This is a genomic window from Bradyrhizobium sp. BR 1432 (genome assembly GCF_051547705.1).
Lineage (GTDB): Bacteria > Pseudomonadota > Alphaproteobacteria > Rhizobiales > Xanthobacteraceae > Bradyrhizobium > Bradyrhizobium zhanjiangense.
Window position 1 is genome coordinate 5,283,389 of sequence record NZ_JBPUGF010000003.1, and the last position, 24,114, is coordinate 5,307,502.

The window sequence follows — 24,114 nt, forward strand, 5'->3', positions numbered from 1 at the left end:
GAGAGGTCGGATTGCGCAGCAATCCGGGTGAGGGGGCGTTGCGTTTGGTGAGACCGTAAGCCCTCACCCGCATCTCTCGATGCGATCCGACCTCTCCCTACGGGAGAGGTGAACCGAGGCGCGCGACCGTGCCTCGCCAAATTCTAGCCGTTGAGACCCGCCCGTGGACGAGGCGCGATTCCCAGCGCCTTGATCCGCGAGGCCAACGTGGTCGGCTTGATATCGAGCAGTTCGGCCGCGCCGCCGGGGCCGAACACTTTTCCGGCGCAGGCCTCGAGCGCGGCCAGAATGTCGGCGCGCTCGTGGTCGCGCATCTCGGCAGAGGTCATGATCGCCGGGCGCGCCTCAGTCTTCTGGCGCGCGGCGCCAGTTGAGGGCTGGACGCCGGAGGGATCCGGCAGATCGATGCGCAGACGGCCGTTCTGCGACAGGATCGCGGCGCGCTCGATCACGTTCTGCAATTCGCGGACATTGCCGGGCCAGTCGTAGCGGGCGAGCCGCCGCGCATCGCCCTCGGAGAGGCGCAGGTTCGATTTGAGCGCCTTGCTCTCGCGCGTCAGGAAATGCTGGGCGAGCAGCGGAATGTCCTCGCGTCGCTCGCGCAAGGGGACGGTCTCGATCGGAAATACGTTGAGACGGAAATAGAGGTCCTCGCGAAACCGACCGCGTTGCACCTCCTGCTTGAGATCGCGATTGGTCGCGGCAATGACGCGCACGTCGACTGCGCGCGTGCGCTCCTGGCCGACGCGTTCGAAATTGCCTTCCTGCAAGACGCGCAGCAGCTTGCCCTGGAGTTCGAGCGGGATCTCGCCGACCTCGTCCAGAAACAACGTGCCGCCGTCGGCAAGCTCGAACCGGCCGATGCGGTCGCGCGTTGCGCCGGTGAAGGCGCCGCGGACGTGACCGAAGAACTCGCTCTCGAACAATTCGCGCGGGATCGCGGCGCAGTTGACGCGGATCAACGGCCGGTCGCTGCGACCTGAGGCTTCGTGGATGGCGCGCGCGATCAGCTCCTTGCCGGTGCCTGATGCCCCGGTGATCATCACGGCCGCGGTGGTCGGGGCCACCAGCTTGACCTGGCGCAGCGTCTTCTGGATCGCCTCGCTCTGACCGATGATGCCGCGGGGATTGGTCTCGATGCGGATTTCTTCCTGGAGATAGGCGTTTTCGAGCTCGAGACGCTCGCGCAGGCGGTCGACCTCGGCAAGCGCGGCATGCAGCTTCTCGTCGGCCTCGCGGCGCTGGCTGACATCGCGAAACACCACGACCGCGCCGACCACCACGCCGCGGTCGCGGATCGGAGTGGAGGTGTATTCGACCCAGGCCGGCGAGCCGTCCTTGCGCCAAAACACCTCGCCGTCGACCTGATGCACGGCACCGTCGCGGAACGCCGCATAGATCGGGCAGTCGTGGTTGTGATAGTGCCGGCCATCATGGTGGGTATGGTGCACGATGGGATGGATTTCCTTGCCGACCAGCTCCTCGGCGGTCCAGCCGAGCATCCGCTCCGCCGCCGGGTTGACGAAGGTGGTCTTGCCCTCGGCGTTGACGCCATAGATGCCTTCGCCGGCCGCGCGCAGGATCAGCTGGTTCTCGCGCTCGATGTCCTGGAATACGCGTTCGACCCGCTGCCAGGTCGAGATGCCGCCGCGCATGTGGTCTTCGGCAGCAGCGTCGACGTTGCGCCGGCGGCGCGCTTCGAGATCGGTGAGGGTGAGCAGCACCAGCGTGCGGCCGTCATGGGGCAGGATGCAGCCGGCATATTCGAGCCTGAGATTTTGCCCGGCGGCATGGCGCGGGGTGAGCGCCGTGGTCCAATAGGCGCCCTTGTGCAGCACGGCCTGGGTGAACACGGTCAGCGCCGGGAGCTGGCCGGCATGGAGGGTGCTGGCCCTGGTCTGCCGCAACAGCGTGCGGTCGTAGCCGAGCAGGGTGCAGGCCGCCGGATTGGCGTCGATGATCTGATCGCGGGAGGGATCGACCAGCAGCGTCGCCTCCACTGAGGACTCAAACGCCGCGGTGCGCGGATCGATGGTTTCGGCCGCATCATCGCGGCCGGGCATTGGCGTCATTGCCATTACGAAATCTCGTCATTTGATTACGAATTTTCGTTTATCACGACTTTTCGTAGCGACCAAGCGCGACGGAAAGTGCTGCGTCATCAACGCACTGCCCGACGATCCAGCGATGGCATGCTCCTTGCGTAATTCCTTCTGCAATGACGCGCAGGAGGTCCGATGTCCACATTCGACAATCCGTTTGATCCCGATCGAAACCTTCGAGCCGGTTGTGTCTGTGGCCAGCACCGATCGGCGGCGGAGCACGAGCAGGCGAGCGCGGCCCTGCGCTGCGAGCCGACGGACAGCGAGGAGGCGCGTTACGCGGGCGTCGTTGCCTCCGCGGTGATGCGCGCGATGTTTCCGCAAGATATGGCGCGGCGCGCGTTTCTGAAATCGGTTGGGGCCTCGACGGCGCTGGCCGCGCTGTCGCAGTTCTTCCCGCTTCAGACCGCAACCGAGGTGTTTGCCGAGACTGGCGCGCCGGAGAAGAAGGACCTCAAGGTCGGCTTCATCCCGATCACCTGCGCGACGCCGATCATCATGGCGGCCCCGCTCGGTTTCTATGCCAAGCACGGCCTCAACGTCGAAGTGGTCAAGACCGCCGGCTGGGCCGTGATCCGCGACAAGACCATCAACAAGGAATACGACGCGGCGCACATGCTGGCGCCGATGCCGATTGCGATCTCGCTGGGGCTCGGCGCGAACGCCATTCCCTTTGCCGTGCCGGCGATCGAGAACATCAACGGGCAGGGCATCGTGCTGGCGGCCAAGCACAAGGACAAGCGCGATCCCAAGGACTGGAAGGGCCTGAAGTTCGCCATTCCCTTCGACTATTCCATGCACAACTATTTGCTGCGCTATTATCTCGCGGAAGCCGGTCTCGACCCCGATACCGACGTGCAGCTGCGCTCGGTACCGCCGCCGGAGATGGTCGCGAATTTGCGCGCCGACAACATCGACGGCTTCCTCGCGCCCGACAACATCTGCCAGCGCGCGATCTATGACGGCGTCGGTTTCATGCATCTCTTGTCCAAGGAGATCTGGGACGGCCATCCCTGCTGCAGCTTTGCTGCGAGTCGAGAGTTCATCACGACGGCGCCGAACAGCTTTGCGGCACTGACGCGGGCCATCGTCGATGCGACGGCCTATGCCTCGAAGGCGGAGAACCGCAAGCAGATCGCGGAGGCGATCGCGCCGGCGAACTACATCAACGCGCCGGTCACGGTGCTGGAGCAGGTTTTGACCGGCACCTACGCCGACGGCCTCGGTGGGGTGAAGACCGACGCCAAGCGGGTCGATTTCGATCCGTTCCCCTGGCAGTCCTTTGCGGTGTGGATGCTGACGCAGATGAAGCGCTGGGGCCAGATCAAGGGCGAGGTCGACTACAAGTCGGTCGCCGAGCAGGTGTACCTGGCGACCGATACGAAGAAGCTGATGACCGAGATGGGGCTGTCGCCGCCCGCGAGCAGCTACAAGTCGTTCGCGGTGATGGGCAAGACGTTCGATCCGGCCAAGCCGGAGGACTATTTGGCCAGCTTCAAGATCAGGAAGGCGTCGTGAGTAAACTTCTCTCGCTACCGTCGTCCCGGCGAAGGCCGGGACCCATAACCCCAGGGAGATGTTTGGCGAAGACTCGTCGTTCGGTACCGCTGCCGATCGCGATCGATAGATTCCGCGGTATGGGTCCCGGCCTTCGCCGGGACGACATGTGGAGAGGTCTCGCGCGATGAACTCCTCCCTCCGCCTCCGCGCCGGCCTCGTCTCTATCGCGCTACTCGCCGCATTCCTCGGCATCTGGCATCTCGCCACGCGCTCGACCGGCGCAACGACAACGATGAGCCTGGAATACGCCAAGCTGATGGGGCTGACCGCGACGCAAGGCAAATCCGCGATGCCCGGGCCGCTCGATGTCGGCGCAAAGCTCTGGGAGCACCTGAGGCAGCCGTTCTATGACAACGGGCCGAACGACAAGGGGCTCGGCATCCAGCTTGCCTATTCGATCGCGCGCGTCGGCACCGGCTATCTGCTGGCGGTGCTGGTCGCCATCCCGCTCGGCTTCCTCATCGGCATGTCGCCGCTGCTCAGCAAGGCGCTCGATCCCTTCATCCAGGTGCTCAAGCCGATCTCACCGCTGGCCTGGATGCCGCTCGCGCTCTACACCATCAAGGATTCCTCGGTCTCGGCGATCTTCGTCATCTTCATCTGCTCGATCTGGCCGATGCTGCTCAACACCGTCTTCGGCGTTGCCGGCGTGCGCAAGGAGTGGATCAACGTCGCGCGCACGCTGGAGGTCGGCACCGTCAGGCGCGCCTTCACCGTGATCCTGCCGGCCGCGGCGCCGACGATCTTGACCGGGATGCGCATCTCGATCGGCATTGCCTGGCTCGTGATCGTCGCCGCCGAAATGCTCGTCGGCGGCACCGGCATCGGCTATTTCGTCTGGAACGAGTGGAACAACCTGTCGATCACCAACGTCATCATCGCGATCCTCCTGATCGGGATCGTCGGCATGCTGCTCGACCAGATCCTGGCGCGCTTCACGCGCATGGTCACGTTTCCGGAGTAGAGCAGTGACCGATAAATTCATCTCCATCGAAGGCATCGCGAAGCGCTATCCGGGCGCGGGCGGCGCCACCACGAGCGTGTTCGAGAATCTCTGGCTGTCGATGGCCCGCGGCGAGTTCTGTTGCGTGATCGGCCATTCCGGCTGCGGCAAAACCACAGTGCTCAACATCCTTGCCGGCCTCGATGTGCCGAGCGAAGGCGCCGTCATCGTTGACGGGCAGGCGATTTCTGGCACCAGTCTCGACCGCGCCGTGATCTTCCAGAGCCACGCGCTCTTGCCCTGGCGCACCGTGCTCGGCAACGTCGCCTATGCCGTCAGCTCGAAATGGCGGGGCTGGGATCGCGCCAAGGTCAGGGCGCACGCGCAGAGTTTCATCGATCTCGTCGGCCTCACCGGCTCCGAGCACAAGCGTCCCTCCGAGCTGTCGGGCGGCATGAAGCAGCGCGTCGGCATCGCCCGCGCGCTCTCGATCACGCCGAAGATGATGCTGATGGACGAGCCGTTCTCGGCGCTCGAACGCGCTGACACGCGGCACGCTCCAGGACGAGGTGCGGCGCATTTGCCTCGAGACTGGGCAGACCGCGTTCATGATCACCCATGACGTGGACGAGGCGATCTATCTCGCCGACAAGATTTTTCTCATGACCAACGGTCCTGGCGCGGTGCTCGCCGAAGTCGTGGAGAACCCGCTGCCGAGGGATCGCGGCCGCACCGATCTGCACCGCCATCCGCTGTACTACGCCTTGCGCAACCACATCATCGATTTCCTGGTGACGCGCAGCAAGACCTTTGCCGCCGAGACGCCTGGTCACGATCCGCGCAACGTGCCGGTGGTTCAGATCGGCAAGCCCGGACTGACGATCGCGTCGAATGGCGAAGAGCAACGACAGCCATGGATAGCCGGGCCCAGCCCCGGACTCACTGCGTGATTTTATAGACGCATGATCTACGGAAAACCGCTTCACACTTTTCCGGATCATGCTTTTGAAGAGGAGACCCTGACATGAAACGCGAAGACCTCACCGAAAAGCTGCTCGACATCAAGCGCGAGAAGGGCTGGAGCTGGAAACACATCTGCGACAAGATCGGGGGCTATTCCGAGGTGCTGATCGTTGGTGCCATTCTCGGCCAGATGAAATTGACCAAGCCGCAGGCCGCCAATGCCGGCGAGCTGTTCGGCCTGTCGAAGGCGGAAGTTGCCATGCTGAACGAGGTGCCGATGCGCGGTACCGGCACGCCGATGCCGCCGACCGATCCGCTGATCTACCGCTTCTACGAGATGGTGATGGTGAACGGCCCGGCCTGGAAGGCGCTGATCGAGGAAGAGTTCGGCGACGGCATCATGTCGGCGATCGACTTCGACATGGGCATCGAGCGCGTCGCCAATCCGAAGGGCGACCGCGTCAAGATCACCATGAGCGGCAAGTTCCTGCCGTACAAATATTACGGCGCCAGCGGCAACGTGCCGGAGTACGGCTTTAAGGAGGGGTGACCGCGGCGAAGGCGGCGCGCAGCTCGCCGACGGGCGCCATGTCGCGAATATAGGTGAAGGATCCCTTGTCCTTCATCTCGCGTGCGCAGTTCAGGAATGCGGCGAGCGCGTAGCGTGACATGGCCCCGCCGACGCTGATGCGCTTGACGCCGGCGGCGGACAATTGCCCGGCCGTCAGCGTCGGGTCGGCAAAGCCCATCACGTGGTTGAACGGCTTGCCGAGCGAGGCGACGACGGTCCGGATCGTGGCGAGATCGTAGAGGCCCGGCGCATACAGGACATCGGCGCCCGCGGCCTCGAAGGCCTGCAGGCGGCGAATTGTGTCGTCGATGTCCTTGCGGCCATGCAGGAAGTTCTCGGCCCGCGCGGTCAGTGTGAACGGAATCGGCAGCGCGCGCGCCATTTCGACCGCGGCCTGGACGCGCTCGACGGCGTGAGAAAAGTCGTAGATCGGGCGATCGCGGTCGCCGCTGAAATCCTCGATCGAACCCCCGACCGCGCCAGCCTCGGCGGCGCGCTGAATCGCTTGGGCGGCACGCTTCGGCTCATCTGCGCCGCAATTCTCGAGGTCGACGCTGACCGGCAAGTCGGTGGTTTCGACGATCGCGCGCGCGTTGGCGAGGATGACGTCGAGACTGACGCCGCCGCTGCCGAGCATGTTGGCCACCCCGAGGCTCGTGGTCGCCAGGGCCTCGAAGCCCATCGCCGCGAGCAGCTTGGCCGTACCGGCGTCCCACGGATTGGGAATGATGAAGGCTCCGGGCCGCTCGTGCAGCGCGCGAAACGCCGTCGCCTTGTCCAGCTGGCTCGTCATGGCTCGTCTCCGTGTTGTTCGTGCAAGCAGCCTTAGGAGCATTTCCGTCATCCGCCAAATTTGTTATTTCTTCGGAGATCATCAGTTTTTTGCATGAGGTCGCGATGGATAGTGACGCCCTCAACACCTTCCTGGCGGTGCATCGCAGGGGCGGGATCTCGAATGCCGCAAAATTCCTGCACCGTTCGCAGCCGGCGATTTCGCGCCGTATCGCCCTCTTGGAGCAGGAGCTCGGCGTGCCCCTGTTCGAACGGGTGGCAGGCCGCACCCGGCTCAGCGATGCCGGGCGCGTGCTGATCCCCTATGCCGAGCGCGCGGTTGCCGGGGCGCAGGACGCCGAACAGGCCATACGGGCGTTGACCAAGCAGAATTCGGGGCCGGTTTCGCTGGCCGTCACAGGCACGCTGGCCGATGGCCGCCTCTCGACCATCATGAAGCGGTTTGCCAGGGAAAATCCCGCCGTCACGCTGGCGCTGCAGACAGCGACCAGCGCGGAGGTCAGCGATCTCATCCGGCGCGGCGAGGCCACGGTCGGCCTGCGCTACAACACCGACCGCTCCGGCGATCTCGCCTGCGAGCAGGTGCTGAGCGAGGCGTTGCAGGTCGTCTGTGCGCCCGACCATCCTCTGGCCGGAAAGCGCGTGAAGCGCCTCGCCGAGCTGCGCGGCGAGCGCTGGATCGCATTCCCGGAGACTCGCGGGCGTCGCGAGATCGCCGCGGCTCACGTGTTCGCGCTGTTTCTGACGCAGGGACTTGGCGAAATCGAGTGGACGGCAGTGGATAGCCTCACCGCGCAGAAGCGGCTCGTGGAATCGGGCTTTGGCCTTGCACTCCTGGCGGGAAGCCACGTCGCGGAGGAGCTGCGTGCGGCCTCGATCGCGACGATCGCCGTGGGCGATCTTGCCGCGAACCAGGACATCGTCCTTGTCACGCGTCGTGGTGGCTTTCTGAGCGCGGCCGCCGATCGCCTGCTCGAGACCACCCGCCGCAACTATGCCGGGCCGGATGTCTCGACCACGCGGGACGCCAGAAAGCGGTCGCCGGCGCGCAAGGGAATTGCGCGCCGGCGACTCGCCTGAACCAGTTACTTCCCGGCCTTCACCTCGGCGGCCGCCACCGCGATCAGCTCGCTCATCTTGGCGCGAATCGCCTGCTCGGTGACGGCGACCTTCTTGGCGGCGAAATCGGCCATGACCTTGCGCAGGACGTCGCCATCGCCGGCCTCCTCGAAATCGGCCGCGACCACCTCCTTGGCATAGGCGGTGGCGGCGTCACCGGTGATGCCGAGCTGTTCGGCCGCCCACAGGCCGAGCAGCCGGTTGCGGCGGGCCTCTGCCTTGAATTTCTGCTCCTCGTCGAGGGCGAACTTCTTCTCGAAACCTTCCTCGCGCTTGTCGAACTCGCTCATGCTTTGTTCCAAATCCCTCTGAATGGAGTGGGAGCCTTCCGTTGCGGCGACCCGGCTGCATGCCTACATAGAGAGCAGAAATAGGCAAAACAACGGGCCGTTAAGCCGCAGGCAAGACGGTATAAGTTGGTGCCGGACGGCCGGATCGATTGTGCTTGGACAGCCAATCGGATAGGTTGCCTAAGGCTTGGTTCCCGTTCTGTTTCCAAGGATTCGAGATGGGTTCCCAGCCGTTCACGGCAGCTCCGCTGTGGGTCCTAATCCTAGTCAACCGGAGCACACCAAATTCATGGATTTCAACAAAACACGGTACATCCCAATGAGCCGTCGGCGTCGCATTTATGAAGGCAAGGCAAAGGTTCTCTATGAAGGCCCGGAGCCCGGTACCCTGATCCAGCACTTCAAGGACGACGCCACCGCATTCAATGCGAAAAAGCATCAGGTGATCGAGGGCAAGGGCGTCCTCAACAACCGGATCTCGGAGTACCTGTTTCAGCACCTCAACGACATCGGGGTGCCGACCCATTTCATCCGCCGCCTCAACATGCGCGAGCAGTTGATTCGCGAGGTCGAGATCGTGCCGCTGGAGGTGGTGGTGCGGAACGTTGCCGCCGGCTCGCTGTCGCAGCGCCTCGGCATCGAGGAGGGCACCCAGCTGCCCCGTTCGATCATCGAATTCTACTACAAGAATGACCAGCTCAACGACCCCATGGTGTCGGAAGAGCACATCACCGCCTTCGGCTGGGCGACGCCGCAGGAGATCGATGACATCATGGCGCTCGCCATCCGCGTCAACGACTTCCTCACCGGCCTCTTCCTCGGCATCGGCATCCGTCTCGTCGATTTCAAGATGGAGTGCGGCCGCCTGTTCGAGAACGAGATGATGCGGATCATCGTCGCCGACGAGATCTCGCCGGACTCCTGCCGTCTGTGGGACATCAAGTCGAACGAGAAGCTCGACAAGGACCGCTTCCGCAGGGATCTCGGTGGCCTGCTCGAGGCCTATACCGAAGTCGCAAAGCGCCTCGGCATCCTCATGGAGAACGAGCGTCCGCAGGGCTCCGGCCCGGTGCTGGTGAAGAGCTGAGAGAGGATCTTTGACGTGAAGGCACGTGTCACCGTTACCTTGAAGACGGGCATCCTCGATCCGCAAGGCAAGGCCATCGAAGGCGCGCTGAAGTCGCTCGGCGTCGACGGCGTCGCCAGCGTCCGCCAGGGCAAGGTGTTCGACATCGAGCTCGCCGGCGCCGACAAGACCAAGGCGGAAGCCGTGCTGAAGGAAGCCGCCGACAAGCTGCTGGCGAATACCGTGATCGAGAATTATCGGGTCGAGATCGTCTAACGCGCGGGCGGCTTACACCCACCCTGCACGACGGAATCGCCAGTACAGCGCGCCGCACGCCGTCAGCATCACGCCGAGCAGCATGTAATAGCCGTACTCCCATTCCAGCTCCGGCATGTGCTTGAAGTTCATGCCGTAGATGCCGGCGAGTGCGGTCGGGATCGCGATGATCGCGAGCCAGGAAGCGAGCTTCTTGGACACCGCCGTTTCCTGGGCTTGGCCGACCAGCAGGCTCGCCTCGAAGGCGAAGGCCAGCACCTCGCGCATGGAATCGATCCGCTCCTGGATGTTGCGGACGTGGTCGGTGACGTCGCGGAACAGTGGCTGCATGGCCTGCCGCACCATCGACAGCTCGTCATGCTCCAGCCGGCGGCAGACCTCCACCAGCGGTCCGATTGCGTTGCGGAGCCGCAGGAGGTCGCGGCGCAGCATATAGAGCCGCTCGATCTGCGCTTTGGTGATCGCGTGCGCGAGCACGTAGTCCTCGATCTCTTCGATCTCTTCGTGAATGCTCTCCAGCACGGGCGAGTAATTGTCGACGATAAAATCGAGAATGGCATAGAGGATGTAGTCCTCGCCGCGGGCGAGCGCCCGCGGGCAGCTTTCGCAGCGTTCGCGCACCGGTGTGTAGGAGGTCGAAGCACCGTGGCGCACCGAGACCAGATAGCCATCGCCAACGAAAATGTGCGTCTCGCCGAAGGCGATCCGGCCTTCGACCAGTTGCGCGGTGCGCGCGACGATGAACAGAGCCTCGCCGTACTGCTCGATCTTGGGCCGCTGATGGGCGTGGTTGGCGTCCTCGATCGCGAGATCGTGCAAATCGAACTGCTTCTGCACCGCGCGGAGCAGCGCCATGTCCGGCTCGTGCAGGCCGATCCAGACCACATGGCCGGGCTTGGCCCGCCAGCTCGAGGCCTCGCTGATGGCGATATTGGCGACGCGCCGGCCGTCGACATAAGCGCCGGCAGCGACGACGCCCTCGGTAGGCACCGGCTCGGAGGGGGATGCGGGCAGCGACGGGATATTCATGGCTTCAATCCCGGGCAAATCGAGCGGTCAGACTGCGTGCGACCAGAGCCTGTGTACAAGGCCCTTTGCCGAGGCTAGCACTGGTAAAATCCCCGTCAAATGGTTATGTCTCTTGGCGAATTGGCCCCTCCGTGCCACCCCGATTCCAGCCACCGTCGGAACTTAAGCCATGAAAGCCGCCATCCTCGTCTTTCCCGGAATCAATCGCGAGCGCGACATGGCGCGTGCCTTGAGGCTGATCTCCGGCAGCGAGCCCGCAATGGTGTGGCACGCCGAGACCTCGCTGCCTGCGGGCACCGACCTCGTGGTGGTGCCGGGCGGCTTCTCCTACGGCGATTACTTGCGCTGTGGCGCGATTGCGGCACGGGCGCCGGTGATGGACGCGGTGCGCGACTATGCGGCGAAGGGCGGCCTCGTGCTCGGCGTCTGCAACGGTTTCCAGATCCTCTGCGAGTCCGGCCTGTTGCCGGGCGTCCTGATGCGCAATGCGCGGCTGAAATTCATCTGCCACGACGTGCATCTGCGGGTCGAGCGTTCCGACACGCCGTTCACCCGCGGCTACAATGCCGGGCAGGTGATCCGCGTGCCGGTCGCCCACGGCGAGGGCAATTACGAGGCGGACGAAGAGACCATCAAGCGGCTCGAAGGTGAGGGGCGGGTGCTCTATCGCTACTGCTCGGCCGACGGTGTCGTTGACGATAACAGCAACATCAACGGCGCGGCGCATTCCATCGCCGGCATCGTCAACGACAAGGGCAACGTGCTCGGCATGATGCCGCATCCGGAAAACCACGTCGAAGACATCATGGGCTGCACCGACGGCCGCGGCCTGTTCGCCGGCCTCGTCCGGCAACTGGAAAAAGCCGCGTGATTTCGTTCGTGCTGAAGCGGTCGCTCGCCGCGCTCGCGGCGTTGTCGTTCGCGACCGCTGCGTTCGCGCAGGATTATCCCAAGCGTCCTGTTACCATGATCGTGCCGTTCGCGGCCGGCGGCACCTCGGACGTGATCGCGCGGACCGTCGCCGAGCAGATGGGCATCGCGCTCGGCCAGACCATCGTGATCGAGAACGTCGCCGGCGCCGGCGGTTCGACCGCGCTGGCACGCGCCTCTCGTGCCGAGCCTGACGGCTACACCATCGCGATCGGCAATGCCGGCACCAATGCCGCGACCTACACCATCTATCCAAAACTGCCGTTCACGCCGGACTCGTTCGTGCCGATCGCCATGGTGGCGAAGACGTTCGGCATCGTCGCCGTGCGCAAGCATTTTCCGGCGAAGGACCTGAAGGAGTTCATCGCCTATGCCAAGGCCAATCCGGGCAAGATCAATCTCGGCCATGCCGGCGTCGGCTCGTCGAACTATTTGATCTGCAAGAGCTTCGTCACCGCCGCCGGGATCGACGCGACGCTGGTCGGCTATCGCGGCGCCGCGCCCGCGCTGACCGATGCGGTCGGCAGTCAGATCGACGGCGTCTGCGATGCGGCGGCGTCCGTCTCGCAGGCGATCAACGAGAAGCTGGTGAAGGGCGTCGTGGTCGGCTCCACCGTGCGGCTCGCGACGCTGCCGGATCTGCCGACCTCTGCCGAAGCCGGCCTGCCCGAATTCGAGGCGCAGGGCTGGAACGGCCTGTTTGCGCCCAAGGGCACCCCGCCGGCCGTGATCGCCAAGCTCAATGCCGCCGCGCGCACGGCGGTGGAAACCGACGCGGTGAAGAAGCGCTTCGCCGACCTCTCGACCGTTGCGCCCGACCCCGACGAGCACACACCGGAGGTGCTGCAAAAGCTCGTGACGCGCGACGTCGAAAAATATCGGAAAATGCTCGCGGACGACGCCAAGCAATAGCTGTATTCGGCTGCGATTTCATGAACCTGCATCGCGTTTGAGACGACTGACCGCTCATCGCGACGCTGGACGATCTCCAGAAGCAATGGCCGGACTTGCTGCAAATGGTCGGCCGCACGGCCGAAGCGCGCATGGTCTTCAACGAGCTCCTGATCCAGATGCGCCGCGCGCCGAAATATCTGCGCAAGGCGCAGGCCGAGTGGCTGTCGATCGCCGAGAAGCAGCTTTCGACCTGAAGGGGGCGTGCCAATCTCATAGAAACGCCAGGGATATCCAGGGTACGAAGGTGATCAGCAACAGGCCCAGGAACAGCCAGGCGAGATAGATCCAGATCCGGCGCATGCCGGCATCCGGCGGCACGTTGCCGATGATGCAGGCGGCGTAGTAGCAAAGGCCGAACGGCGGCGCGAACAGGCCGAGGCCCATGGCGAGGATCACCACCATCGCATAGTGCACCTCGTGGATGCCGAACTGCGCCGCCACTGGAAAAAGCAGGGGGCCGAACAGCACGATGGCCGGGATGCCCTCCAGCACGCTGCCGAGCACGATGAAAGCTAGCACCGAGATCAGCAGGAAGCCGTAGGCGCCGCCGGGCACGCCCGCCATGCGCGCGGCGAGATCATGCGAGAAGCCGGATTGCGCCAACGCCCAGGCCATCGCGCTCGCGGCGCCCACGATGAACAAGATCGAGCCGGACAGCGATGCGGTCTGGACCAGCATCGGCAGCACATTCTTCCATGTCAGACTGCCGCGATAGATGATCAGGCCGAGCACGAGGCAGTAGGCGATGCCGATCGTCGAGACTTCGGTCGCGGTCGCAACGCCCTCGACCACGGCGCTGCGGATCAGGAACGGCAGGGCGAGCGCCGGCAGCGCCACCCAGAACGTTCTTGCGACCACGGATAGCGGCGCGCGAGCGACCTTGGCCGCGCCATTCTCCTCCGCGCCCGCCCGATAGCGCGCAACGAAGGCAAGCACGATCGCCAGCACGATCCCCGGCAGGATGCCGGCGGTGAACAGTGCCGCGATCGACACGCCGGTGACGGAGGCGATCGCGATCAGCACGATCGATGGCGGAATGGTCTCGCTCATCGCGCCCGAGGCGGCCAACAGCGAAACCAATTCGCCATCGTTCATGCCGCGCTTGCGCATCTCGGGGAACAGCACCGGTGCGATCGCCGCCATGTCGGCGGTCTTGGAGCCGGAGATGCCCGAGACCAGTAGCATGGCGCCGAGCATCACATAGGACAGCCCGCCTCGGACATGGCCGAGCACTGAGGCGAGGAAGGCGACCATGACCCGCGCCATGCCGGTCTGCTCGACCAATTGGCCCAGCAGCACGAACAGCGGCACTGCGAGCAGGATCAGCGAGCTCATGCCTTCGTCGATCCGCCCGACCACGACCAGCAATGGGGTGCGCGTCGTGGTCAGCAGGAAAGCGACGGTCGCAAGGCAAAAGGAAAAGGCGATCGGCACGCCCGCCATCACGGCGCAGCCGAGCAGCCCGACGAAGAAGATCAGCAGGTTCCAGTTGCCGAGCGACTTCAGCGAAGGCCCGGCGAGATAGAGTGCTCCGGCGATCGCGGCAAACAACATTCCAACGGCCAACAGGTCCTTCGCCGATCGCCTGACCAGCGTGAGGCAGATGCTGGCCAGCGCGACGATGCAGCCGACCGGAATCGCCGCGGCCCGGACCACGCCGGACCAGCCAAGCGCCGGCGTCTCCACGAACGCCTGATCTTCCACATAGTCCAGCGCCGGATGCAGGATGATCGCCAGGAACAGCGCGACGGAGCCGGCTGCGAGCGTCGAGGCCCAGGCCTCCGCGCGTGGCGACAAATGGGAGGTGAAGAAAGTCAGGCGCATATGCGCCGAGCGCTGCACCGCGATGGCGCTGCCGAGCATGGCGAGCCAGAGGAACAGGATCGAGGCGAGCTCGTCCGACCAGACGATCGGCCGATGGAAGGCCCCGCGTGCGACGATGCCGGCGAACAGGATGATCACCTCGGCGACCACGGCGATCGCCGCCGGGATCTCCACCAGCCGGCGCAGCACCTGCTCCGGCCAGCGTCCCCGGATCGCCCGCGCGTCACCGAGCGTGACCGCCTCGGGCATGTCGACGACCGCGCTCATGCGAGCGCCCCGACGGCGGCCTCGAGCGTTTTCCAGTTGTCCTCACCGAACTTGCCGCGCCATTCCTTGTAGAAGCCGGCGCTCGACAATCCCTTGCGGAAGGCCTCCTTATCGGACACCTCGAAGCTGATGCCCTTGGCGACCAGTTGATCCTTCAGGGTCGTGTTGAGCTTCGTGGTATCGGCGCGCTGCTCCATCGCGGCCTGGTCGAATTCTTTGCGGACGATCACCTGCAGATCGTCAGGCAGTGCCTTCACCGAACGGCGGTTGCCGAGGATGAAGAACGGATCCCAGATGTGATTGGTCTCGGAGATGTACTTCTGCACCTCATAGATCTTGCCTGCCTCGATGGTGACGAGGCCGTTCTCCTGCCCATCGACCAGATGCGTCTGCAGCGCCGTGTACAATTCGTTGAAGTTGATCGAAGTCGGGTTGGCACCCAGCGACTTGAACAGGGAGGTGAAGATCGGCGAAACAGGCACGCGGATCCGGTAGCCGGCGAGATCACCCGGCGTCTTGATCGGCTTGGTAAACGACGAGATCTGCCGAAACGTGTTGTCGGCCGGCTTGGCCATCACTAGCGCGCCGGTCTTCTCGATCTGGGTTGCGATCAGCCTGCCGAGATCGCCATCCATCGCATTCCAGACCTGGCTGTAGTCGGAGAAGGCAAAGCCGACATTGGCGATTCCGGCCACAGGCGATACGGTCGACAGCACGGAGCCGGCGATGTTGAGGAAGTCGACGCCGCCGCTGCGGATCTGGGTCAGCAGATCGGTGTCCGAGCCGAGCTGCGAGGCCGGAAAGAACTTGATCTCCAGCCGCCCGCCGCTCGCCTCCTTGATCCGCTTCACGGCCTGGTCGAGCCGGGTGTTGATCGGTTGCGTCAGCGATTGGCCGGTGGCGAGCTTGTACTCAAACTCGGCCGCTTGCGCCGGCCTGGTGCGAATGGCGACCAGAGGTACAGCCGCGACAGCGGCAGCCATGAAATTGCGGCGCGAGATGGTGTGGCGCTGACCCGACATCGTTCGTCCTCCCCTGATGCTGTTGTGCCGCGCCTTGTCTTGTCGGCGCACGTGTTCGTTGCCGCGCGCAAGCCCTGCGCCGGTGTTCTCAAAATCGCTTGTCTGGTGAAAGGGCTTAGCCTTGCGTCCTTCCCCCGGGCGAACCGGCGCTCCGCGCCGTCCTGTTTCCTCGATCAGCACCCGTCTGCCGCGGGTTGCCTTGAGCCTGAAGCCTAGATCGCTGGCCACGAGCGACAATTGAATTATATTCGCCGTCACTTTAGCTGGCCTAAAAGGTTTCCCGATGCAGATACCGTTTCGCGCCATCATCGTCTTCCACGCGGTGGCGCGCGCGGGCAGCATTTCCCGTGCGGCGGATGAATTGCGGGTCACGCCGTCGGCCGTCAGCCAGCAGATCCAGGCGCTGGAGCTGCATCTCGGCACGGCGCTGACCTCTCGGGTGGGGCGTAACATTACTCTGACCGAGGCCGGTGAACGCTATTTCGAGATGATCAGCCGCGAGATCGAGCACGTCACCGACGTCACGCAGCATGTCCGCGGCATCCGCTCCGCCACCACATTGACGGTGCGCGCCGCGCCGAGCGTATCGAGCAAATGGCTGCTGCCGCGACTGGCAAGCTTCGTCAACGCCAATCCGGACATCGAATTGCGGCTCGACGGCACCAATGAGCCGACCGATTTCCGCAAGGAGAATGTCGACCTCGAGATTCGCCATGGCGAAGGCAGCTGGCTTGGCCTGTTCGTGGAAAGTCTCGGCAAGGAGCGCTTCTTTCCGCTGTGTTCGCCTTCCTCGTTTGCTGCGGGGAGCCTCGTAGCCCAAGACCTGCTCAAGCACCGGCTGATCCATTCGGTGAAATCGCAGATGCAATGGCCGCGCTGGTTCACGGAGGCCGGCATCGAGCCTGCGGAACGCTGGAAGCGCGTGCTGTTCGACCGCAGCCACATGGCGATCGACGCTGCGGTCGACGGCCTCGGCATTGGGCTGGAAAGCGAACTGCTGGCCTGGCGCGAATTGCGCGACGGTCGCCTGGTTTGCCCCGTGAAGAACCCGCCGGAGGTCGCGCTGACCACGCAGTGGATCGTCTGTCCGCACGGCCATCTGCGCCATCGCAAGACCCGCACCTTCCTCGACTGGTTGCGCGGGGAACGCGACGCCTGGAGCGGGCAGCAGACCGTGTCGATTGTTTAGCGCGCCTACATCGTCGCGGCAGATAATCTGAATTGCCCCCGGATTCGCCGCTGCCTAACGTTTCCGTGCAAGGCGAGCGCGGCCGGGCCTCACGGCTGCAACAACGCCGTCATCCGAGGAACGCTTAAGGAAATCCAGATGAATCTCCATCGCATGCTGCTGGAACGCAAGGCGGCCGGCAAACCTGTTACCATCGGCCTGATCGGGGCCGGAAAATTCGGCCTGATGTTCCTGTCGCAGGTGCGCCAGACCGACGGCATGCATCTCGTCGGCGTCGCCGACCTGAACACCGCCCGTGCCCGCGCGCAGCTCAAGCTCGGTTGCTGGCCGGAGGAGCAATATGCGGCAACCTCGATCGACGACGCGCTCAAGCATGGCCGCACCGTCGTCACCGATAATGCCGACGCGCTGATCACGCACCCGGCCATCGAGGTGATCATCGAGGCGACCGGCGATCCCGGCGCTGGCATCCGCTTCGCGATGAAGGCGATCGAGAACGGCAAGCACATCGTGATGGTCAATGTCGAGGCGGATGCAGTCGCAGGCCCCATCCTGGCGCGCAAGGCGAAGCAGGCCGGCGTCGTCTATTCACTCGCCTGGGGCGACCAGCCGGCGCTGATCGCCGATCACGTCGACTGGGCGCGTGCCGCCGGCTTCAAGGTCGTCGCTGCCGGCAAGGGAACGCGCTATCACCCGACCTATCACCAGTCGACGCCGGATACGGTGTGGGACATCCTCGACAAGTACATGAAGATCAAGGATCGCAACTCGATCAACCCGAAGATGTTCAACTCCTTCGTCGACGGCACCAAGTCCGGCATCGAGATGACGGCGGTATGTAATGCGACCGGGCTGCATGCGCAAAGCGAGGGCCTGTCGTTCCCGCCGGCGACGCGTTTCGAGCACGCCGAAATCTGCAAGCCGAAATCCGACGGTGGCATGCTGGAGAAGTCAGGCGTCACCGAGGTCACGTCCTCGGTCTATCGTGATGGCACCGACGTGCCGCAGAGCCTCGTGATGGGGACCTATGTCGTGTTCGAGACCGACAGCGCCTATTCCGAGGAATGCTTCCGCGAATACAGCATGCTGCCGGACAAGACCGGCAAATATGCCTCGCTGTACCGGCCGATCCACATGATCGGGCTCGAGCTCGGCATCTCCGTCGCCTCCGCAGCGCTGCGCAAGGAGCCGACCGGCGCGCCGATCGTGTTCAACTCCGACGTGGTCGCGACCGCCAAGCGCAAGCTGAAGGCCGGCGAGATGCTCGACGGCGAAGGCGGCTTCTGCGTCTGGGGCAAGCAGACTCCGGCCGACGCATCATTGAAGCAGGGCTACCTGCCGCTCGGCCTCGCCCACCATGTCAAGCTCAAGACCGATATCGAGCAAGGTCAGCGCCTGAAATGGGAGGACGTGGAGTACGATCCCAATAGTCTCGCCGTGCGGGTGCGCCGCGAGATGGAAGCGGCCTTCCGGCAGCCGAACGTGGCTGCTTGATTGACGCTCGCAAAAAGCGCTTCACGCTATCGTAGCTTCAGCCGCTCCGCCGGCACCGTCATGGCCGCAACGCCGGCCATGACCAGCAGCAGGCCCAGCGCCAGGTTCGATGGCACGCTCTCGCCGAGCAGCAGCACGGAGAGGCCGACGCCGATCGGGATGCGCAAATAGCCTTGCGCGTTGGTGGTCAGCGTGCCGAGCCGGCCGAGGCAGACGTAGAACAGCATCAAGCCCAATGCGCTCGACACGATGCCCATGACGATGGTGGCGATGATCGCGGTCGGCGTCGGGTGCAGCGTCCAGGGCTGATCGATGAGAAGCGAGGGCGGCAGCAGCACGAGGCCGCCAAACGGCAGCGAGCCGGCCGCCACCACCATCGGATCATATTCGGACAGGCGAAGACCAAAGATCGTCGCGCAGGCAAAGGAGATGGTGGCGAGCAGAATCGCGATCTCCGCGATGATCTCGCTGCCAAAGCCGCGCAGCGCGTCGAGGCCGACGATGGCGACGGTCCCGGCAAGGCCGAGGATCGCGCCTGCAAGCTTGAGCAGCGTTGCCGGCTCGTGCCGCGTGATCAGCGAGGTGATCAGGAAGGCGAAGATCGGCGTCGTCGATGCCAGCACCACCGTGTTCGATGCCGGCACATATTGCTGCGACCAGGTGATGATCAGGAACGGGAAGGTCGAGTTGATCAATTGCTGGGTCGCGAACAGCTTCCAGGCCTTCGCGTCAGTCGGGACCCTGACGCCGCGCATCCAGAGGATCGCGAACAGGAACGCGGCCGCGATCAGCGAGCGCGCCGCGATGAAGGTAATGGGTGGAATCGTGTCCAGCGCGAGCTTCGCCAGCGGATAGGTCGAGCTCCAGCAGCAGGCGAGCGCGAACAGCAGCGCATAGTCGTGCCAGCTGCGTGCGCCGGTGGCGGCCATGGACGGCAACGGCGTTGATGCGGACGCCATCGCGCGACCCGCCTCCGATGTGCTCTGCGGCACCTTGTCCTGCTCCCGGCGCACAAGCGCCTGGTGCAACTCTGGGCGAGGGGGCGTGAAAAGGGAAGGCGTCGAGCTATGCGTTTGGCTGGGGCTGCGGCTTCCGCTTCATCCGCTTGATCGTGCCGGAAAAGGTGAGCAGCAGCCGCTCGCCGGATATCATCTTGCCGCGCAGGAAGATCAGCGAGGCGCCGGCGCGGCTGACCTCGCCGGTGCATTCGATCAGCTCGCCCTCCCGTGCCGCGTCGAGGAATTCGCAGGCAAAATTGGTCGTCACCGCCCGGCTGTCCAGGACGTGGGTGGCGATTGCGAACAGGGAGTAGTCGGCAAAGGCCATATAGCAGCCGCCATGGACGTTGCCGGAGCCGTTGAGGTGCTTCTTTTCGACCCGGAAGGCGCTGCGGACGCTGCCGTCCGCCTCGATCCGGTGCCAGAACGGGCCGACATGGGACTCAAAACTGTCCCGAATCCAGGTCCGCCAGCCCTTAAATTCTCCCTCGGTGGCGACGTGGAGGTCGGGGCGGCGGGGAGCGGGCGCTTTGGTCAATTCGTGCAAGGAAATGGGCCTTCAATTACGGGTCTTTAGCCCTTAAATCCGATCCGTCCGCGCCGTGCAATTCCTGTTCCCGCGGGGCCCCCGGCGCAAAACGTGGGACAGCGGGAAAATGCGCCATAAAGGGCTTTTCCAAGCCCTCCGATGTTCCTAAGAACGGCCAAAGCCCGCCGAAAGCCCCGAATCCATGAAGAATGAACCCAAGATCACCCCCGAACTGGTTGCCGCCCACGGGCTCAAGCCCGACGAGTATGAGCGCATCCTCAAGCTGATCGGGCGGGAGCCGAGCTTCACCGAGCTCGGCATTTTCTCGGCGATGTGGAACGAGCATTGCTCGTACAAATCGTCGCGTATCCATCTGCGCGGCCTGCCGACCAAGGCGCCCTGGGTGATCCAGGGCCCGGGCGAGAATGCCGGCGTAATCGACATCGGCGATGGCCAGGCCGTGGTCTTCAAGATGGAGAGCCACAACCATCCGAGCTACATCGAGCCCTATCAGGGCGCGACCACCGGCGTCGGCGGCATTTTGCGCGATGTGTTCACGATGGGCGCGCGGCCGATCGCCTGCCTCAATGCGCTCAGCTTCGGCGCGCCGGAACATCCCAAGACCCGGCATCTCGTCTCCGGCGTCGTTGCCGGTGTCGGTGGCTATGGCAATTCCTTCGGCGTGCCGACGGTCGGTGGCCAGGTCCGCTTCCACACCCGCTATGACGGCAACATCCTCGTCAACGCAATGGCGGTCGGCCTCGCCGATGCCGACAAGATCTTCTATGCGGCCGCCTCCGGCGTGAACATGCCGATCGTCTATTTGGGCTCCAAGACGGGCCGCGACGGCATCCACGGCGCCTCGATGGCGTCGGCCGAGTTCGACGACAAGTCCGAGGAGAAGCGCCCGACCGTGCAGGTCGGCGATCCCTTCGCCGAGAAGCTGCTGTTGGAAGCCTGCCTCGAGATCATGGAGAAGGGCTGCGTCATCGCGATCCAGGACATGGGCGCGGCGGGCCTGACCTGCTCGGCGGTCGAGATGGGCGCCAAGGGCGATCTCGGCGTCGACCTCGATCTCGATGCGGTGCCGACCCGCGAGACCGGCATGAGCGCCTACGAGATGATGCTCTCGGAGAGCCAGGAGCGCATGCTCATGGTGCTCAAGCCCGAGAAGGAAAAGGAAGCCGAGGCCATCTTCACGAAGTGGGGCCTCGACTTTGCCGTGGTCGGCTACACCACGCCGAGCAAGCGTTTCGTAGTCAAGCACGGCGGCGACGTCATGGCCGACCTGCCGATCAAGGAACTCGGTGACGAAGCGCCGGTCTATGACCGCCCGCATGTCCCCTCCGCCGCGCTGCCGATCGTACATGCGCGTGACGTTGCGGCGCCGATAGGCCTCGGCGCGGCGCTGGAGAAGCTGATCGGTACGCCCGACATGTGCAGCAAGCGCTGGGTCTGGGAGCAGTACGACCACGTCATCCTCGGCAACACCATGCAGCGCCCCGGCGGCGATGCCGCCGTGGTACGCGTGCAGGACGGACCGAAGGGCCTGGCGCTGACGGTCGACGTCACGCCGCGCTATTGCGAGGCCGATCCGTTCGAGGGCGGCAAGCAGGCGGTGGCGGAAGCCTGGCGCAACATCACCGCGGTCGGCGGCAAGCCGCTCGCGATCACCGACAACCTCAATTTCGGCAACCCTGAAAGGCCCGAGATCATGGGGCAGTTCGTCGGCTGCCTGAAGGGCATCTCGGAAGCTTGCCGCACGCTCGACTTCCCGGTCGTCTCCGGCAACGTCTCGCTCTACAACGAGACCAACGGCCGCGCGATCCTGCCGACGCCCTCGATCGGCGGCGTCGGCCTGCTCGACGATTTCACCAAATCCGCTTCGCTCGCCTTCAAGGCCGAGGGCGAGGCGATCCTGCTCGTCGGCGAGACCCATGGCTGGCTCGGCCAGTCGGTTTACTTGCGCGACATCTGCGGCCGCGAGGAGGGCGCCCCGCCGCCGGTCGATCTCGCAGCCGAGAAGCGCAACGGCGATTGCGTGCGCGGCATGATCCATGCGGGTACCGCGACGGCCGTGCACGACCTCTCCGACGGCGGTCTCATGATCGCGCTCGCCGAGATGGCGATGGCGAGCGGCATCGGCGCCAAATTGCTCGCGGCGCCGACCGCGCTTGTGTCGCAGGCCTATTGGTTCGGCGAGGACCAGGCACGCTATCTCGTCACCGTCCCGGAAACGGAGGCCGGCCGCGTGCTCGCCAAGATGCGCGGCTGCGAGGTGCCCTGCGTGCGGATCGGCACCACCGGGGGCGATGCGATTGCCATCGCGGGCGAGGCGCCGGTGGCGATCGACACGCTGCGCAAATCGTTCGAGCACTGGCTGCCGGAGTATATGGGCGGGAAGGCGGCGTAAGCCGTTCCCGTGCTCTCCGTCATTGCGAGGAGCAAAGCGACGAAGCAATCCAGACGGTCTCCGCGGAGGGACTCTGGATTGCTTCGCCGCAAGCGGCTCCTCGCAATGACGAGTTGAGAGACCTTGGCCTCACGATAAGTCCCGCAGCCCGGATGGAGCGTGCGCTCCATCCGGGCTACTGGGTCACAGCACCTTCGTTGCCCCGGGAATCTGGCGCAAGGCGCGCGTTAGCGCCCAACTGAACGCGACTGTCAGCACGAACCCGATCGTCGCCTTGACGATCGCTGGCAGCTCATAATCAAACAGCCAGTATTGCAGCCAAAGCGCGATCGGGTAGTGCACCAAAAACATGCCGTAGGCGTCCGACTGCATCGGATCGAGTAGCTTGGCTGAGCCTGATTGTCTGAACCTCTGGAAAAAGGCCAGGATTAGAAACATGATGGCCACGCTGAAGACAGCGAAGCAGATGGCATAGAGCCCCTCATACCAGTTCGGCAGCGGCGACGGATTTCCCAGTATTTCGCGCTTGATGAAGATCAGCCCCCAGAGCAGGCAGTACGGAACGATCGTCAAGACCATCCAGTCCCAGCTGACCTTCGCCATCCGGCCGTCTGCCGCGAGCAGGCCGCGATCCATATTCGCGACGCCAATGCCGGCACCGAAAAGAAGTAGCTCGCATAGAGCATCACACGCCCGTGCTGCACCGAGAACGGCCCGAACTCGAACCAGTTGCCTGGTCCATAATACATCAGCCCGGGAACATAGAACGCTGCAGTGACGGCAAGCATGACCGCGAAGAACACGGCGGGCCGACGGCGACCGTGCAGCGAGAGGCGGTTGATCGGATCGAGCAGGGTGGGTGACAGCCGATGCAATATGCAGGCTACCACGTCGAATCCGAGCAGGACCCAAAGGAACCAGATCGGCCCGCTCGGCCATGGGCCCTTCGTGATCATATTCCACCAATATTCCGAAAAGCCGATCTCGGGATGGTGTCTGAGCGAGATGGCGTAATAGGCGAGCGGAATGATCGTGAATGCGCAGATCACGAACGGCAGGCCAAGCCGAAGCAGGCGATCTGCCAAATAGTTCAGCGGTCCTTTGCGGGCGATGCCCGACCACGCAAACAAGCCCGACAGGAAGAAGAACATCGCCATAAAGAAGCTGTCGGTGGCCAGCACGATCATGTCGAAGCCGAAGAAGAATTTCGGGTCGGTATGACCGAAGTAAGTATAGGGGATGACGGCATGGTGCAGCAGCACCACCAGCGTCAGGAAGGTACGGGCACGATCGAGCGACAAATTGCGCGTCTTGGCCTTGGGTGCGGCGTGTGCCTCTGCGCCGATCGTCGCCGAATGTGACATCGTCATCATGATTGCCCCGCGCTCCCGCCCCGGCTGGACTGTGCCGCCGGGAACCTGATTCAGCAAGGGCCGTTTGGGTCGCTCTTCAGTCCCGGACCCCTTAGGAACCAGTTCCGCGTAACGAAGTTAGGGTTCGCGAAAAGGGCGTGAGGCCGCGAGGGGCGGCACCAATTCGGAGCTGGCGATGACGATCCTGAAGTGGGCGCTGATCTTCTTACTCGTTTCGATCGTGGCCGGCGTGCTCGGCTTCACCGGCATTTCGGCCGCCTCCGCCGATATCGCCCGCTTCCTGTTCTACGTCTTCGTGGTGATCTTCCTGGTGCTGCTGATCCTGGGGCTCACGATCTTCAGAGCTTAGCTTAGGTTCGTCATTCCGGGATGGTGCGTCAGCACCAGACCCGGAATCTCGAGATTCTCAG

Annotated in this window: 21 protein-coding genes and 2 pseudogenes; 14 read left to right on the forward strand and 9 right to left on the reverse strand. The window is 64.2% G+C overall.

The features are described 5' to 3' along the window. Positions 1-143: 143 nt before the first annotated feature. Positions 144-2,078 carry a sigma 54-interacting transcriptional regulator gene (locus ACSKB8_RS25320; protein ID WP_438107164.1) on the reverse strand — a complete coding sequence of 645 codons (1,935 nt, stop codon included), beginning with the start codon at positions 2,076-2,078 and terminating at the stop codon, positions 144-146. 159 nt (positions 2,079-2,237) lie between these two features. On the opposite strand from ACSKB8_RS25320, the gene ACSKB8_RS25325 reads away from it, so the two are divergent. From ACSKB8_RS25325 to cynS, 4 genes and pseudogenes are all read left to right on the forward strand, one after another. Next, positions 2,238-3,620, forward strand: a complete 1,383-nt coding sequence (locus tag ACSKB8_RS25325) for a CmpA/NrtA family ABC transporter substrate-binding protein (protein ID WP_438107166.1) — start codon at positions 2,238-2,240, stop codon at positions 3,618-3,620. A gap of 166 nt (positions 3,621-3,786) precedes the next feature. After that, a complete protein-coding gene (gene ntrB / locus ACSKB8_RS25330) occupies positions 3,787-4,626 on the forward strand; it encodes a nitrate ABC transporter permease (protein WP_438107168.1) in 840 nt (279 codons plus the stop codon). A gap of 4 nt (positions 4,627-4,630) precedes the next feature. Beyond that, positions 4,631-5,555: pseudogene (locus ACSKB8_RS25335) on the forward strand (ABC transporter ATP-binding protein). Positions 5,556-5,629: 74 nt separating this feature from the next. Further along, positions 5,630-6,118: a cyanase gene (gene cynS / locus ACSKB8_RS25340; protein ID WP_370988880.1), complete on the forward strand. Its 489-nt coding sequence runs from the start codon at positions 5,630-5,632 to the stop codon at positions 6,116-6,118. On the opposite strand, the gene ACSKB8_RS25345 is transcribed toward cynS, so the two are convergent. Further along, positions 6,105-6,932: an isocitrate lyase/PEP mutase family protein gene (locus ACSKB8_RS25345; protein WP_438107170.1), complete on the reverse strand. Its 828-nt coding sequence runs from the start codon at positions 6,930-6,932 to the stop codon at positions 6,105-6,107. The two genes, cynS and ACSKB8_RS25345, sit on opposite strands and share 14 nt — an antisense overlap. 104 nt (positions 6,933-7,036) lie before the next feature. Between ACSKB8_RS25345 and ACSKB8_RS25350 the strand changes: the two genes are divergently transcribed. After that, positions 7,037-8,011: a LysR family transcriptional regulator gene (locus ACSKB8_RS25350; protein ID WP_438107172.1), complete on the forward strand. Its 975-nt coding sequence runs from the start codon at positions 7,037-7,039 to the stop codon at positions 8,009-8,011. 5 nt (positions 8,012-8,016) lie between these two features. Here ACSKB8_RS25350 and ACSKB8_RS25355 read toward each other — a convergent pair whose 3' ends face one another. Further along, the gene (locus tag ACSKB8_RS25355) at positions 8,017-8,340 is read right to left on the reverse strand and encodes a DUF1476 domain-containing protein (protein ID WP_128932894.1); all 324 of its coding nucleotides are present in this window, start codon (positions 8,338-8,340) and stop codon (positions 8,017-8,019) included. A gap of 319 nt (positions 8,341-8,659) precedes the next feature. Here ACSKB8_RS25355 and purC point away from each other — a divergent pair, with 319 nt between their 5' ends. Both purC and purS read left to right on the forward strand, forming a co-directional pair. Further along, complete coding sequence (gene purC / locus ACSKB8_RS25360) at positions 8,660-9,427, forward strand: phosphoribosylaminoimidazolesuccinocarboxamide synthase (RefSeq protein ID WP_173015815.1); 768 nt, start codon at positions 8,660-8,662, stop codon at positions 9,425-9,427. 15 nt (positions 9,428-9,442) lie between these two features. Continuing rightward, positions 9,443-9,682, forward strand: a complete 240-nt coding sequence (gene purS, locus ACSKB8_RS25365) for a phosphoribosylformylglycinamidine synthase subunit PurS (protein ID WP_091889056.1) — start codon at positions 9,443-9,445, stop codon at positions 9,680-9,682. A gap of 12 nt (positions 9,683-9,694) precedes the next feature. On the opposite strand, the gene ACSKB8_RS25370 is transcribed toward purS, so the two are convergent. After that, the gene (locus ACSKB8_RS25370; protein WP_438107175.1) at positions 9,695-10,711 is read right to left on the reverse strand and encodes a magnesium and cobalt transport protein CorA; all 1,017 of its coding nucleotides are present in this window, start codon (positions 10,709-10,711) and stop codon (positions 9,695-9,697) included. Between the two features lie 169 nt (positions 10,712-10,880). Here ACSKB8_RS25370 and purQ point away from each other — a divergent pair, with 169 nt between their 5' ends. The 3 genes from purQ to ACSKB8_RS25385 all read left to right on the forward strand — a co-directional run bounded on the left by purQ (position 10,881) and on the right by ACSKB8_RS25385 (position 12,789). Further along, positions 10,881-11,582 (forward strand): phosphoribosylformylglycinamidine synthase subunit PurQ, encoded by a 702-nt coding sequence (gene purQ / locus ACSKB8_RS25375; protein WP_438107177.1) that lies wholly within the window; start codon positions 10,881-10,883, stop codon positions 11,580-11,582. Further along, the gene (locus tag ACSKB8_RS25380) at positions 11,579-12,553 is read left to right on the forward strand and encodes a tripartite tricarboxylate transporter substrate binding protein BugD (protein WP_438107179.1); all 975 of its coding nucleotides are present in this window, start codon (positions 11,579-11,581) and stop codon (positions 12,551-12,553) included. Before purQ ends, ACSKB8_RS25380 begins: the two co-directional genes overlap by 4 nt. Before the next feature lie 104 nt (positions 12,554-12,657). Continuing rightward, positions 12,658-12,789 (forward strand): hypothetical protein, encoded by a 132-nt coding sequence (locus ACSKB8_RS25385; protein WP_438107181.1) that lies wholly within the window; start codon positions 12,658-12,660, stop codon positions 12,787-12,789. Between the two features lie 16 nt (positions 12,790-12,805). On the opposite strand, the gene ACSKB8_RS25390 is transcribed toward ACSKB8_RS25385, so the two are convergent. After that, positions 12,806-14,686, reverse strand: a complete 1,881-nt coding sequence (locus ACSKB8_RS25390; RefSeq protein WP_438107183.1) for a TRAP transporter large permease — start codon at positions 14,684-14,686, stop codon at positions 12,806-12,808. Beyond that, positions 14,683-15,708, reverse strand: a complete 1,026-nt coding sequence (locus ACSKB8_RS25395) for a TRAP transporter substrate-binding protein (protein ID WP_438107185.1) — start codon at positions 15,706-15,708, stop codon at positions 14,683-14,685. Before ACSKB8_RS25395 ends, ACSKB8_RS25390 begins: the two co-directional genes overlap by 4 nt. 283 nt (positions 15,709-15,991) lie before the next feature. Between ACSKB8_RS25395 and ACSKB8_RS25400 the strand changes: the two genes are divergently transcribed. Together ACSKB8_RS25400 and ACSKB8_RS25405 are read left to right on the forward strand one after the other, a co-directional pair. Further along, positions 15,992-16,897, forward strand: coding sequence for a LysR substrate-binding domain-containing protein (locus tag ACSKB8_RS25400; RefSeq protein WP_438107187.1), 906 nt, complete (start codon positions 15,992-15,994; stop codon positions 16,895-16,897). A gap of 138 nt (positions 16,898-17,035) precedes the next feature. Next, positions 17,036-18,391, forward strand: a complete 1,356-nt coding sequence (locus tag ACSKB8_RS25405; protein ID WP_438107189.1) for an NAD(P)H-dependent oxidoreductase — start codon at positions 17,036-17,038, stop codon at positions 18,389-18,391. A gap of 26 nt (positions 18,392-18,417) precedes the next feature. Here the strand turns inward: ACSKB8_RS25405 and ACSKB8_RS25410 are convergent, their stop codons facing one another. Further along, entirely contained in the window at positions 18,418-19,383 is a 966-nt protein-coding gene (locus ACSKB8_RS25410; RefSeq protein WP_438107191.1) for a DMT family transporter, read from the reverse strand. A gap of 73 nt (positions 19,384-19,456) precedes the next feature. Continuing rightward, on the reverse strand, positions 19,457-19,936 hold the full coding sequence (locus ACSKB8_RS25415; RefSeq protein WP_438107193.1) for a PaaI family thioesterase: 480 nt from the start codon (positions 19,934-19,936) through the stop codon (positions 19,457-19,459). Positions 19,937-20,120: 184 nt separating this feature from the next. Between ACSKB8_RS25415 and purL the strand changes: the two genes are divergently transcribed. Beyond that, positions 20,121-22,331, forward strand: a complete 2,211-nt coding sequence (gene purL, locus ACSKB8_RS25420; protein ID WP_438107195.1) for a phosphoribosylformylglycinamidine synthase subunit PurL — start codon at positions 20,121-20,123, stop codon at positions 22,329-22,331. Positions 22,332-22,514: 183 nt separating this feature from the next. Here purL and ACSKB8_RS25425 read toward each other — a convergent pair. Then, positions 22,515-23,704, reverse strand: a pseudogene (locus ACSKB8_RS25425) (acyltransferase family protein). 175 nt (positions 23,705-23,879) lie between these two features. Between ACSKB8_RS25425 and ACSKB8_RS25430 the strand changes: the two are divergent. Then, the gene (locus ACSKB8_RS25430; RefSeq protein WP_007612121.1) at positions 23,880-24,053 is read left to right on the forward strand and encodes a DUF1328 domain-containing protein; all 174 of its coding nucleotides are present in this window, start codon (positions 23,880-23,882) and stop codon (positions 24,051-24,053) included. The last annotated feature ends 61 nt before the right edge of the window (positions 24,054-24,114 follow it).

Coding starts and splice junctions, on each gene's coding strand:
- ACSKB8_RS25355 (WP_128932894.1), bottom strand. CDS start 8,340: ATGAGCGAGTTCGACAAGCGCGAGGAAGGTTTCGAGAAGAAGTTCGCC.
- ACSKB8_RS25390 (WP_438107183.1), bottom strand. CDS start 14,686: ATGAGCGCGGTCGTCGACATGCCCGAGGCGGTCACGCTCGGTGACGCG.
- ACSKB8_RS25400 (WP_438107187.1), top strand. CDS start 15,992: ATGCAGATACCGTTTCGCGCCATCATCGTCTTCCACGCGGTGGCGCGC.
- ACSKB8_RS25385 (WP_438107181.1), top strand. CDS start 12,658: ATGGTCGGCCGCACGGCCGAAGCGCGCATGGTCTTCAACGAGCTCCTG.
- ACSKB8_RS25350 (WP_438107172.1), top strand. CDS start 7,037: ATGGATAGTGACGCCCTCAACACCTTCCTGGCGGTGCATCGCAGGGGC.
- ACSKB8_RS25395 (WP_438107185.1), bottom strand. CDS start 15,708: ATGTCGGGTCAGCGCCACACCATCTCGCGCCGCAATTTCATGGCTGCC.
- purC (WP_173015815.1), top strand. CDS start 8,660: ATGAGCCGTCGGCGTCGCATTTATGAAGGCAAGGCAAAGGTTCTCTAT.
- ACSKB8_RS25345 (WP_438107170.1), bottom strand. CDS start 6,932: ATGACGAGCCAGCTGGACAAGGCGACGGCGTTTCGCGCGCTGCACGAG.
- ACSKB8_RS25320 (WP_438107164.1), bottom strand. CDS start 2,078: ATGGCAATGACGCCAATGCCCGGCCGCGATGATGCGGCCGAAACCATC.
- purL (WP_438107195.1), top strand. CDS start 20,121: ATGAAGAATGAACCCAAGATCACCCCCGAACTGGTTGCCGCCCACGGG.
- ACSKB8_RS25325 (WP_438107166.1), top strand. CDS start 2,238: ATGTCCACATTCGACAATCCGTTTGATCCCGATCGAAACCTTCGAGCC.
- ntrB (WP_438107168.1), top strand. CDS start 3,787: ATGAACTCCTCCCTCCGCCTCCGCGCCGGCCTCGTCTCTATCGCGCTA.
- ACSKB8_RS25405 (WP_438107189.1), top strand. CDS start 17,036: ATGAATCTCCATCGCATGCTGCTGGAACGCAAGGCGGCCGGCAAACCT.
- ACSKB8_RS25430 (WP_007612121.1), top strand. CDS start 23,880: ATGACGATCCTGAAGTGGGCGCTGATCTTCTTACTCGTTTCGATCGTG.
- cynS (WP_370988880.1), top strand. CDS start 5,630: ATGAAACGCGAAGACCTCACCGAAAAGCTGCTCGACATCAAGCGCGAG.
- purQ (WP_438107177.1), top strand. CDS start 10,881: ATGAAAGCCGCCATCCTCGTCTTTCCCGGAATCAATCGCGAGCGCGAC.
- ACSKB8_RS25370 (WP_438107175.1), bottom strand. CDS start 10,711: ATGAATATCCCGTCGCTGCCCGCATCCCCCTCCGAGCCGGTGCCTACC.